The organism is Curtobacterium sp. USHLN213, from assembly GCF_037144815.1.
GTDB lineage: Bacteria > Actinomycetota > Actinomycetes > Actinomycetales > Microbacteriaceae > Curtobacterium.
Genome location: NZ_JBBCYQ010000013.1, coordinates 110,843 through 122,504 on the forward strand (window position 1 = coordinate 110,843; position 11,662 = coordinate 122,504).

The 11,662-nt window shown below is 71.6% G+C and carries 11 protein-coding genes and 1 rRNA gene; 1 reads left to right on the forward strand and 11 read right to left on the reverse strand.

Annotation, left to right across the window (positions count from 1 at the left end; all coding sequences use genetic code 11):
* Positions 1-10 precede the first annotated feature (10 nt).
* On the forward strand, positions 11-490 hold the full coding sequence (locus tag WFH25_RS16725) for a DUF2510 domain-containing protein (RefSeq protein WP_336698643.1): 480 nt from the start codon (positions 11-13) through the stop codon (positions 488-490).
* A gap of 51 nt (positions 491-541) precedes the next feature.
* Here the strand turns inward: WFH25_RS16725 and WFH25_RS16730 are convergent, their stop codons facing one another.
* From WFH25_RS16730 to rrf, 11 genes are all read right to left on the reverse strand, one after another.
* The gene (locus WFH25_RS16730; RefSeq protein WP_336698655.1) at positions 542-1,555 is read right to left on the reverse strand and encodes a site-specific tyrosine recombinase XerD; all 1,014 of its coding nucleotides are present in this window, start codon (positions 1,553-1,555) and stop codon (positions 542-544) included.
* Between the two features lie 32 nt (positions 1,556-1,587).
* Positions 1,588-2,169 (reverse strand): DUF1349 domain-containing protein, encoded by a 582-nt coding sequence (locus WFH25_RS16735; RefSeq protein ID WP_336698644.1) that lies wholly within the window; start codon positions 2,167-2,169, stop codon positions 1,588-1,590.
* The gene (locus WFH25_RS16740; protein ID WP_070417897.1) at positions 2,166-2,741 is read right to left on the reverse strand and encodes an NUDIX domain-containing protein; all 576 of its coding nucleotides are present in this window, start codon (positions 2,739-2,741) and stop codon (positions 2,166-2,168) included. The genes WFH25_RS16735 and WFH25_RS16740 overlap by 4 nt, the downstream gene beginning before the upstream one ends.
* A gap of 128 nt (positions 2,742-2,869) precedes the next feature.
* The gene (locus tag WFH25_RS16745) at positions 2,870-4,585 is read right to left on the reverse strand and encodes a CTP synthase (protein WP_336698645.1); all 1,716 of its coding nucleotides are present in this window, start codon (positions 4,583-4,585) and stop codon (positions 2,870-2,872) included.
* 173 nt (positions 4,586-4,758) lie between these two features.
* A complete protein-coding gene (recN, locus tag WFH25_RS16750; protein ID WP_336698646.1) occupies positions 4,759-6,453 on the reverse strand; it encodes a DNA repair protein RecN in 1,695 nt (564 codons plus the stop codon).
* The gene (locus tag WFH25_RS16755) at positions 6,450-7,376 is read right to left on the reverse strand and encodes an NAD kinase (RefSeq protein WP_070417894.1); all 927 of its coding nucleotides are present in this window, start codon (positions 7,374-7,376) and stop codon (positions 6,450-6,452) included. Before WFH25_RS16755 ends, recN begins: the two co-directional genes overlap by 4 nt.
* Entirely contained in the window at positions 7,373-8,218 is an 846-nt protein-coding gene (locus tag WFH25_RS16760; RefSeq protein WP_336698647.1) for a TlyA family RNA methyltransferase, read from the reverse strand. The genes WFH25_RS16755 and WFH25_RS16760 overlap by 4 nt, the downstream gene beginning before the upstream one ends.
* On the reverse strand, positions 8,211-8,420 hold the full coding sequence (locus WFH25_RS16765) for a hypothetical protein (protein ID WP_139199341.1): 210 nt from the start codon (positions 8,418-8,420) through the stop codon (positions 8,211-8,213). Before WFH25_RS16765 ends, WFH25_RS16760 begins: the two co-directional genes overlap by 8 nt.
* A gap of 10 nt (positions 8,421-8,430) precedes the next feature.
* Positions 8,431-9,432: an HAD-IIA family hydrolase gene (locus WFH25_RS16770; protein ID WP_336698648.1), complete on the reverse strand. Its 1,002-nt coding sequence runs from the start codon at positions 9,430-9,432 to the stop codon at positions 8,431-8,433.
* A gap of 1 nt (position 9,433) precedes the next feature.
* On the reverse strand, positions 9,434-10,174 hold the full coding sequence (locus WFH25_RS16775) for a hypothetical protein (protein WP_336698649.1): 741 nt from the start codon (positions 10,172-10,174) through the stop codon (positions 9,434-9,436).
* A gap of 1,381 nt (positions 10,175-11,555) precedes the next feature.
* A 5S ribosomal RNA gene (rrf, locus tag WFH25_RS16780) occupies positions 11,556-11,662 on the reverse strand; the annotation flags it as partial.

Here is an 11,662-nt window from a genome sequence, read left to right on the forward strand (position 1 = left end):
TAGCGTCGACGTGCACCTTCCCACGCACCCCGAGGAGCACCCCGTGACGCTGCCGGCCGCCGGCTGGTTCCCCGATCCGCAGGACGCGAGCCGCCTGCGCTGGTGGGACGGGCGTGCCTGGGGAGCGGCGACACGGGTGCTGCCGAGCCGGACCGAGCCGATCGTCCCGGTGGTCGTCGCACCCGTCGGACCGTCGTTCTCGGTGCAGCCGGCGGCGATCCGGACGCGTTCCTGGGCGTCCGGGGGCTCCGGCGTCCACCGGTTCAGTGCGTTCTCGACCCTGGCGGTGCTGCTCGCGGTGGCCTCCGTGGTGGTGAACCCCTGGGGAGCGAGCAGTGCGGCGGCGATCGTGGCGGGGCTGCTCGGCGTCGCGTGGCCGGGGGCGACCGGGGGCTGGCGGGTGCTGGCGCGCAGTGCTTCGGCGAGCGCCCTGGTCCTCGCGGTGGCGTCCGCTGCCGTGGCGGCGTCCGCGCAGTTCCACCTGTTCTGACTTCGTGAGCAGGAATGGTCGGGTGCCGTCAGGCGACCCGACCGTTCCTGCTCACGAAGTACGCCGCGCCCGCGGGTGCGCCGTTTGGTACACGTCCCGCAGCATGTCCGCCGTCACCATCGTGTAGATCTGCGTCGTCGCCACGCTCGCGTGCCCGAGCAGCTCCTGCACGACCCGCACGTCCGCTCCCCCCTCGAGCAGGTGCGTCGCGAACGAGTGCCGGAACGTGTGCGGCGACACGTGCTCGGAGAGCTCCGCACGCTCCGCTGCCGCCTGGATCACGAGCCACGCACTCTGCCGTGACAGCCGTGCGCCCCGGGCGCCGAGGAACAGCGCCGGCGTCGACGCTCCCCGTGCCGCGAACACCGGCCGCGCCCGCACGAGGTACGCGTCGATCGCCGCTCGCGCGAAACTGCCGAGCGGCACCACCCGCTGCTTGTTGCCCTTGCCGGTGACCTTGACGACGGACAGCCCGTCGTCGAGGTCACCGGAGCCGTCCGACAGCGTCGTCACGTCGTCGACAGAGAGCCCGACGGCCTCCGAGATGCGCGCTCCCGTGGCGTAGAGGAGTTCGAGCAACGCCCGGTCCCGCAGCCCCACGAGGTCGTCGGCGGCACCGTCGGGCGACCCGGCGGACGCGGCCCCGAGCAACCGCTCCATGTCGTGCACGGAGATCGCCTTCGGCAGCCGCATCGGGGCCTTCGGCGGCCGCACGGATGCGCCGGGGTCGAGCTGGAGCCACCCCTCGCCGGCGGCGAACGCGGTGAACGACCGCACCGAGCTGAGCATGCGTGCCACCGACCTCGGCGCGAGCGGGCCGGACGGTCGGGTCGCGAGGTGCTCGACGAACCCCGCGAGGTCCGCGCGCGCGATCCTCCCGACGTCGTCGAGCACCGCCGGTCCCCCGGCACGGTCGGCGCCGTTCGACTCCACGACCGGAGCCGTCGCGAGCCATTCCGCGAACGTCAGCAGGTCCCGCCGGTAGGCCGACAGCGTGTGCTGCGAGAGCCCCCGCTCGATCGCGATGTGCCGCAGGTACGTCTCCGTGGCACGCTCGAACGGGATCACTCCACGAGGCTAGCGCCGCTCGGGGAGCGTCAGTGCAGCGACCCGTCCGGCTCCCCCACGCGGAACCCGGTGAAGGCGACGGTCAGTCCCGCGCGGGACGGTGCCGCACAGAGCAGCCCCGCCGACACGCGGGCGTCGGGGTCGAGGTACGCCACCCGCACGAGCCGCGGCGGCTCGTCGTCCGCCCACGCCCGGATCGTCACGGCGTCGCCGTCGCGGCTGGCCCGGACCGTGACGACCCGACCGGTCCACTCCGGCACGGGCGCCACCGACCAGTCCGACGCATCGCGCGTGACGACGGCTCCGACCTGGGGCGTCCCGTCGGCGAACTCGACGCCGGCCTTGATCCAGTTCCGCTCGTCGACCCGCAGGAACACCCCCGCCTGGTCGAACTGCTCCGTGTAGTCGAGCACGAACGACACCTCGACCGAGAACGCCCCGTCGACCGGGCGGAGCAGCGCGTGCTCGGAGTCGTGCACGAACCCGTACGAGGTGGTGCGCCAGGCGTCACTGCCCTCGACGGCCGTCACCCGCAGGACCTCGCCGTCGAGCGTGGCCGCCGCGGGCTCGTGCGTCCACTGCCCCTGGTCGAGCAGCGCCGCGAGGCTCATGCGGCACCCCGCTCGAGCGCGTCCACCGCGAGCACGGCCACGACGAGCCCGGAGTTGTGCAGCCGACCGTCGAGGATCGCCTCCACCAGCTCGGCCCGGGGCACCCACCGCTTCACGATGTCGGCCTCTTCCGCTTCGCGGTCGAACGCCGTCGCGGTCGCGCGCACCCCACGGGCGCGGTAGATCTGCAGGAACTCGTCGCTGCCGCCGGACGAGGTGTTGTAGGTGACGAGGGGCTCCCAGTCGTCGGCCTCGAGGTCGGCCTCCTCCGCCAGCTCGCGCTGTGCCGCGGTCAGGTGGTCCTCGCCCGCCATGTCGAGCAGCCCCGCCGGCAGCTCCCAGTCGCGCATCCGCACCGGGTGCCGGTACTGCTGGATGACGAGCACGCGGCCCTCGTCGTCCTCGGCGTAGACCGCGACGGCACCGGTGTGGTCGATGTACTCCCGCACCATCGTCTCGTCGTGGTACGCGATGCTGTCGCGGCGCACGTCCCAGACGGCGCCCTCGTACACGACGGTGGACTCGGTGACCTCGAACGAGGCGGGTTCGTCAGCGATGGGTGCGTCAGTCACGCGACCATCCTGGCACTGGCGCGCCCCGCTCGGCGGCAACGCGAAGCGTTGCGCGGGGCGCGCCGACCGAGCCTTCGAGGGAGGACGGTGCCAGCTGGCACCGCGCCTCCAGTCAGAGACCACTCGCGTTACGCGACCTGCTCCTCTTCCTGCGGGTCGAAGAGGCTCGACGCCTCGTGCCGCTCGATCGCGGCACCGACGAGCCCCGCGAACAGCGGGTGCGCGTCCGTCGGACGCGAGCGCAGCTCGGGGTGCGCCTGCGTCGCGATGTAGAACGGGTGCACCTCGCGCGGCAACTCGACGTACTCCACCAGCGTGCCGTCGGGCGACGTGCCCGAGAACACCAGGCCGGCGTCCGCGATCTGCTGGCGGTACTTGTTGTTCACCTCGTAGCGGTGACGGTGCCGCTCGGACGCCTCGGGAGCCCCGTACAGCGACGCCGCGAGCGACCCCTCGGTGAACGTCGCCGGGTAGAGGCCGAGGCGCATGGTCCCGCCGAGGTCGCCGCCCGCGATGATGTCCACCTGCTCCGCCATGGTCGCGATGACCGGCGTCGAGGTCTCCGGGTCGAACTCGGTGCTCGACGCGTCGGTCAGGCCGACCTCGTGCCGGGCGTACTCGATGACCATGCACTGCAGGCCGAGGCAGAGGCCGAGCGTCGGGATGCCCTGCTCACGCGCGAACCGCAGTGCGCCGAGCTTGCCCTCGATGCCGCGCACGCCGAACCCGCCGGGGATGCAGATGCCGTCGACGTCGCCGAGCTGCTTCGCCGCACCCTCGGGCGTGGTGCAGTCGTCGGACACGACCCACTTCAGCGTGACCTTCGCGTCGTGCGCGAAGCCACCCGCACGGAGCGCCTCGGTGACCGACAGGTACGCGTCCGGCAGGTCGATGTACTTGCCGACCAGGGCGATCGTGACGTCCTTCTTCGGCTCGTGCACGGCACGCAGGACCGGGGTCCACGAGGTCCAGTCGACCGGACCCGCCGCGAGCCCGAGCGCGTCGACGATGACCTGGTCGAGGCCCTGGTTGTTCAGCAGGGTCGGGAGGTCGTAGATCGACGGCACGTCCACCGCGTTCACCACGGCGTCCTCGTCGACGTCGCACATCAGCGCGATCTTCTTCTTGTTCGAATCCGACACCGGACGGTCGCTCCGCAGGACCAGCGCGTCCGGCTGGATGCCGATCGAGCGGAGTGCGGCCACCGAGTGCTGCGTCGGCTTCGTCTTCTGCTCGCCCGAGGCGTTCATGAACGGGACGAGCGACACGTGCACGAAGAACACGTTGTTACGGCCGAGCTCGTGGCGGACCTGCCGCGCTGACTCGATGAAGGGCTGGGACTCGATGTCGCCGACCGTGCCGCCGACCTCGGTGATGATGACGTCGGGCTGCGGGTCGTTCTGCGCCTGCTCGCGCATCCGGCGCTTGATCTCGTCGGTGATGTGCGGGATGACCTGCACGGTGTCGCCGAGGTACTCGCCCCGACGCTCCTTCGCGATCACCGTCGAGTAGACCTGGCCGGTCGTGACGTTCGCGGACTGCGACAGGTTGATGTCGAGGAAGCGCTCGTAGTGCCCGATGTCGAGGTCCGTCTCCGCGCCGTCGTCGGTCACGAAGACCTCGCCGTGCTGGAACGGGTTCATGGTGCCCGGGTCCACGTTGAGGTACGGGTCGAGCTTCTGCATGACGACCTTGAGGCCGCGAGCCGTGAGGAGGTTGCCGAGGCTGGCCGCCGTCAGGCCCTTGCCGAGGGACGAGACGACCCCGCCGGTCACGAAGATCTGCTTCGTCACCTTCGGGGTCGCGTTCGAAGAATTGGTTCCGCCGCTGAGAGTGTCCGCCACGGGATTCCATCGTACGTCAGAACTGCCAGGAGGCGCGACCTCGGTTCGCCGTGGGCGTTGCGTCGGGCGTGTGGCCGGGTCTCCGGGCCGTGGTCGCGCCGTGCGGCGAGGTCCGCCGCCCGGTGCGAGGCGGGCGCGAGCCGCGCCTCCTGGATCGGCGTGCGGCGACGCGATCAGGCCTTCTGGCCGGCGACGTCGAGCAGCTCGCGCGCGTGCTCCATGCCGCTGGCGCTGTCCCCGAGCCCGGAGAGGAGCCGCGCCATCTCCTGCAGACGGTCCTCGCCCTCGAGGCGACGGACGCTCGACGACGTGACCGCCCCGCTGGCGTCCTTCACGACGTTGAGGTGGTTGTTCGCGAACGCCGCCACCTGCGCCAGGTGCGTCACGACGATGACCTGCGTGCGTTCCGCGAGCTTCGCCAGACGACGACCGATCTCGATCGCCGCCGCGCCGCCGACGCCGGCGTCGACCTCGTCGAAGACGAACGTCGGCACCGTCGTGCTGCCCGCCATGACCACCTCGATCGCCAGCATGACGCGGGAGAGCTCGCCACCCGACGCACCCTTGCCGATCGGCCGGGGGTCGGTACCGGAGTGCGGCTGCAGCAGGATCGACACCTGTTCGCGGCCGTGGCGCCGGTAGTCGCCCGCGTCCGAGAGCTCGACCACGAGGGTCGCCCCGGCCATCGCGAGGGACTTCAGCTCGGCGGTGACGCGCTTGGCGAGGTCCTTCGCCGCCTTGGTCCGTGCCGTCGTCAGGGCCGCGGCGGCGCCGGCGAGCGTCTGCTCGTCCTGCTCGACCGCCTGCTGCAGTGCCACGATGCGGTCGTCGTCGCCGTCCAGTTCGAGCAGCCGATCACTCGCGCGCTGCCCGTAGGCGATCACGTCGTCGACGGTCTCGCCGTACTTGCGCGTGAGGCCGGCGAGCAGCGCCCGCCGCTCGTTGATGAGTTCGAGGTCGTGGCCGGCGTCGGGCTCGAGCGAGCCGAGGTAGCTCGACAGGCTCGCGGAGGCCTCGGACGCCTGGATGCCGAGCTCCGTGAGCTGCTCGAGCACGGGCTGCAGTTCGGCGTCGGACGCCGCGACCCGCTCGATCGCCCGGCGAGCGGACTCGACGAGGCCCACGACGTCCTGCACGCCGTCGAGCGACTCGCTCGAGAGGGCTTCGTGCGCGAGGCCCGCGGACAACCGGAGTTCTTCGAGGTTCCCCAGGCGCTCGGCACGGTCGGCCAGCTCGACGTCTTCGCCGGGCTGCGGGTCCGCCGCCTCGATCTCGTCGGACGCCGCGCGGATGCGTTCGGCCTCGGCCACCCGGTCGTCACGGTCACGGGTGAGGGTCTCGAGCTCGCCGGTGTGCTGCTGCCAGGTGTCGTAGGCCCGCACGTACGCCGCGAGGACCTTCTCGAGCGCCGGACCGCCGAAGCCGTCGAGTGCGGCACGCTGAGCCGTCGCCGAGGTCAGCCGGATCTGGTCCGACTGTCCGTGCACGGTGACCAGCTGGTCCGCGAGCTCGCCGAGCACCGCGACGGGAGCACTGCGACCGCCGACGGTCGCGCGGCTGCGACCTTCGGCGGAGACCGTGCGCGTCAGGATGAGCTCGCCGTCCTCGACGGTGCCACCGGCGTCCTCGACACGTTCGGCGACGGCGTCGTGCTCGGGCACGTGCCAGCGCCCCTCGACCACGGCGGTCGACGCGCCGCGGCGGACGGACCCCGCGTCGGCACGGGCGCCGAGGAGCAGCCCGAGCGCGGTCACGATCATCGTCTTGCCCGCACCGGTCTCACCGGTCACCACGGTGAAGCCGGGGCCGAGCTCGAGGGTGGTCTCGCCGATGACCCCGAGGTCGGAGATGGAGATCTCCTCGATCACAGGGTGTCCTCGTCGTCCTGCTGCGGGCCGCGCCACCCGGCGACCGGGAGCTGGAACTTCGCCACGAGCCGATCGGTGAACGGGGCGTCCTTGAGGCGGGCGACACGCACCGGGTCCGGCGAGCGCCGGACCTCGACGCGGGCACCCGGAGGGAGGTCGTGCGTGCGTCGACCGTCGCACCACAGGACGCCGACACCGCTCGTGCGACGCAGCACCTCGATCGCGAGGGTGCAGTCCGGGCCGACCACGATCGGCCGCGCGAAGAGGGCGTGGGCGCTCAGCGGCACCATGAGGAGCGCGTCGACGTCGGGCCAGACGATCGGCCCGCCCCCGGAGAACGAGTAGGCCGTGGAGCCGGTCGGGGTCGACACGACGACACCGTCGCAGCCGAACGAGGACAGCGGGCGGCCGTCGACCTCGGTCACGACCTCGAGCATGCGTTCCCGGGAGGCCTTCTCGATGGTCGCCTCGTTCAGCGCCCAGGACGAGTAGACGACCTCGTTGCCGACGACGACGTCCACCTGCAGGGTGACGCGTTCCTCGACGTGGTACTCGCCGGACAGGGCTCGTTCGACGGTCGCCCGGAGCCCGTCCCGCTCGCTCTCGGCGAGGAACCCGACGTGTCCGAGGTTGACGCCGACGATCGGGGCGCCCGTCCCGCGCACGAGCTCGGCCGCGCGGAGGATCGTGCCGTCGCCACCGAGCACGATGACGATCTCGAGCTGGTCGGCCTGGACGTCGACGCCGAGGATGTCGACCTGCCCGACCGAGGCTTCGGCGCGGCGGATGTCGGCGTACTCGTCGAACGGCATGACCGGGACGAGACCGGCGGCGTGCAGGAGGTCGCAGACCTCGACCGCAGCGTCGATCGAGTCGCGGCGGCCCGTGTGGGACACCAGGAGGATGTGCCGGTCGTCGCTCATGCCGTCCCTTCCGTCAGTTCGGTCGCCCGGACGATCCATTCTGTCGGATTGGTACCGACATCCCGCTGGAAACGCGCCAGGTACTCGTGGTTGCCGTGCGTGCCGACGATCGGCGACGCCGCGAGCCCCGAGGTGCCCAGACCGAGGTCCCACGCTGCCCAGAGGACGTTCATGAGCGCGTCGTTCCGGAGCGCCGGGTCACGGACGATGCCCTCACGGACACCGCCGCGGCCGACCTCGAACTGCGGCTTCACGAGCAGGACGAAGTCGTCGGCGGGGACGGACTCGACCAGCGCCGGCAGGACGAGCCGGAGCGAGATGAACGACAGGTCCCCCACCACGAGGCTCGTCTCGGCCGCGGCGGGGTCGAGCGCGAGGTAGGCCTCGGCCGTGAGGTTGCGCGCGTTCGTGCCCTCGACGACGGCGACACGGGAGTCGAGCGCCACGACGGGGTCGAGCTGCCCGTGCCCGACGTCGAGCGCCACCACCCGTCGTGCGCCGCGGCTCAGGAGCACCTGGGTGAACCCTCCGGTGCTCGCACCGACGTCGAGCGCGACACGGTCCGACGGATCGACGCCGAACGTGTCGAGCGCGCCGAGGAGCTTCAGCGCAGCACGCGACACCCATTCATCCGCACCGGCGACGTGGATCGGGGCCGACGGTCGCACCGGCGCCGACGGCTTGACGACCGCGGTGCCGGCCACGGTCACGCGGCCGTCCTGGATCAGTTTCGACGCTGCCGTGCGGGACTTCGCGAGCCCGCGGGAAGCGAGGAGGGCATCGAGCCGGACGGGCCGTTCGTCCTGCAGTGTCTCGTCGCCGTTGCCGTGCTCGTCAGGCACTCGTGCTGCCGCCGCTCTCGAGACGGGTCCGCAGTTCGTCGTGCAGCGCGGAGAACGCATCGGCGCGCTCGGCCAGCGGCAGCGATTCGGCCGCGGCGGTGCGCTGCCCGAAGTCGTCCGTCACGGCATGGTCGTCCGTCCGCACCTGGTCCGGATCGCCCGGGCGGGCGTCACGCTCGGGGTCCCGCTCGTCGTTCGACACCTCGGTCACGCTACTCGCCGCCGTACAGCTTCGGGTCGACGTCGAGCCCGTAGATCGCGAGCCCGGACTCCCAGATGAGGGCGGTCCCGGCGCGGAGCAGGTCGATCGCGTCGCCGTCGTCGAGCACCCGCACGACGTGGCCGCGCATCGCCACCGTGACCGAACCGACCGTGGCGTAGCGGGTACCGTCCGGGTCTTCCCGTCGGATCGTCACCGGGTAGGGCTCGGACAGGCCACGGAGGTCGCCGAGGATGTAGGTGGGACGCGACCGCTGGTCGGCCGCGAGGACCTGCTTGGCCTTGTCGATCCCGGTGAGGACGAGGACGCTGGGGATGCCGGCGTCGTTCGCGCCCTTGATGTCCGTGTCGAGGCGGTCGCCGATGAACAACGGGTGCTCACCACCGAAGCGCGCGAGGGCTGCGTCGAAGATCGGCCGCTCGGGCTTGCCGGCGACCACGGGCATCCGACCGACGGCCTGGTGCACGGCGGACACGAGCGTGCCGTTGCCGGGCGCGATGCCGCGCTCGACCGGGATCGACCAGTCCATGTTCGTCGCGACCCACGGCACGTCCGGGTCGGCCAGGGCGAAGGACGCCTCGGCGAGGTGCGTCCACCCGAGGTCCGGGGAGAACCCCTGGATGACCGCGGCCGGCGAGTCCTCGGCGCTGGACGTCACGGTGAAGCCCGCTGCCTCGACGATGCTCGTCAGCCCCAGACCACCCGTGACGAGCACCGTCGCACCCGCGGGGACGAGCGTCTCGAGCAGCCGGACGCCGGCCTGCGACGAGGTCACAACGTCGTCCTCGGACACTTCGAGCCCGTACCGCTCGAGGTGCTCGGCGACGTCGACTGGGCGGCGCGATGCGTTGTTCGTGATGTAGCCGACGCGGGCGGTCAGGGAGGCACGGGTCAGCGCCTCGACCGCGTGCGGGATCGCGTTGCGGCCGCGGTACACGACGCCGTCGAGGTCGGTGAGGACGACGTCCACACCGTCCGTCGGCGGCTTCGGCACGTCAGTCGGCTGCGGACCCGTCGACGTCGGAGGGGTTGTCGTCGTCGATCTCGCCGGGCTCGTCTCCGACCGGTTCGTCGTCGTCGGGCTCGTCACCGAGGGGCTCGTCGGCGAGCTCGTCGTCGGGCTCGTCGTCGACGGCTCCGGCGAGCTCGTCTGCGGGTCCTTCGACTTCGAGCGTTTCCTCGACCACATCAACTGTCTCCCAAGCGTTCTCGTCGGCGACCTCGGCCAGGGCCGCTGCCGCACGATCGACACGGGCCCACCACTCGTCGGCCTCGTCCTGACGGCCGAGCTCCTCGAGCGTGGCCGCGTAAGCACTGTAGAGCGCCGGGGACCAGCTGTAGGCAGTGGACGGGTCGAGCTGTGGAATCTCCAGCTCGCCGAGTGCGGCTGTGGGATTCCCGAGGTCGAGGCGCGCACCGGACATGGCGATGGCGAGCTCGACCTGCACGGCCGTGTCCAGCGCCGCGCGGTCGACCGACCGGCCGAGCTCGAGCGCCCGCTCGGGACGGCCGAGACCACGCTCGCAGTCGACCATCATCGGCAGCTGGTCGTTCCGGCCGGAGATGCGTCGGTAGGTCCGGAGCTCTCGCAGCGCCGTCGCGAAGTCACCGAGGCGGTACGCCGTGATGGCCGCTGTCTCACGGACGACGCCGACCCGGCCGGCTCGACGAGCCGCGCTCAGTGCGTGCTGGTTCGCGGTCTCGGGGTCCTCGTCGACCAGGAGTGCCGCGGCCACGAGGTGACGGGCGACCCAGTCGGCGTTGTCCTTGCTGAGCGTCTTGAGCTCCGCCCGGGCGACCTTGTCGAGATCGCGTGCCTGGATGTCCTCGGGGATCTCCGGGTCCTCGTGGCGGGGGCGGATCGACTTGGTGCCGTAGGGGTCGCGGTCCTCCCAGTCGTCCCGCGAGGCCTCACCGAACCGCGCACCGGCGTGACGGCTGCCGTCGCCGAAGCGCTGACGATCGTCGCGGCCGCCGCGGTCACGGTCCTGGCCCCCGCGGAACGGACGGTCCCCGTCACGACGCGGACGGTCGCCGTCACGGGCGGGACGGTCCGAGCGGAACGGACGATCCCCGTCACGACGGGGTCGGTCGCCATCACGAGCCGGACGGTCCGAGCGGAACGGACGATCCCCATCACGACGGGGTCGGTCGCCATCACGAGCGGGACGGTCCGAGCGGAACGGACGGTCACCATCACGACGCGGACGGTCATCGCCACCACGGAAGGGGCGGTCACCATCGCGACGCGGACGGTCGGCACCCCCACGGAACGGACGGTCGCCATCACGAGCGGGGCGATCGGACCGGAACGGACGGTCGCCATCACGAGCCGGACGGTCCGACCGGAACGGACGGTCGCCATCACGAGCCGGACGGTCCGACCGGAACGGACGGTCGCCATCACGAGCCGGACGGTCCGACCGGAACGGACGGTCCCCATCACGAGCCGGACGATCCGACCGGAACGGACGGTCACCATCACGACGAGGACGGTCGGAACCCCCACGGAACGGGCGATCCCCGTCACGAGCAGGACGATCCGAGCTGCGCGGACCGTCACCACGAGGAGGACGACTCGAGTCGTCACGGTCACCACGCCAGGCGGGCCGCCGGCCACCATCGCGGAACGGACGATCGCCGTCCCGGTAGGAGCGCGCCCCGTCACGGGACGAACCAGCATCCCGAGCAGGACGATCCCCATCGCGCCGGGGAGCGTCGCGCCGGGGACCATCGCGCCGGTCGCCCTCGCGGCGCTCGAAGTCGCGCGGCCCGGACGACCAACGGTTCCCACCGTCACGCCGAGGGGACCGGTCGCCATCGCGACCTCGTCGGTCTCCACGATCGCCGTCGTTCCGCCGCTGATCGTCGTCGTTCGCCACCGTTGCTCCTCATTGCGTGCCCGAGCGCTCGCCCAGGCCATCGTCCGCTGTGTCGTTGTGTGTGTCGGCGCCGCACTGTCCCGCCCGTACGCGTGCACCCAGTCCATCACGAACGAGCGCACGAGTCGAGCGAGGTGCGGCAGAAACAGAAGTAGCCACCGGCCTCCCGAGAACGAGGGTCTCCCCTACGAGTTCTCGATGGAGGGCCGATGGCCACATCTTCTTACTAAATTGAGTCCGGCGGCGTCCTACTCTCCCACAAGGTCCCCCTTGCAGTACCATCGGCGCTGAGAGGCTTAGCTTCCGGGTTCGGAATGTGACCGGGCGTTTCCCTCTCGCTAT

Bases quoted from the DNA above. Each gene is read 5' to 3' on its own strand.
- WFH25_RS16735 (WP_336698644.1), bottom strand. From the start codon at position 2,169: ATGAGCCTCGCGGCGCTGCTCGACCAGGGGCAGTGGACGCACGAGCCC.
- WFH25_RS16755 (WP_070417894.1), bottom strand. From the start codon at position 7,376: ATGAGCGACGACCGGCACATCCTCCTGGTGTCCCACACGGGCCGCCGC.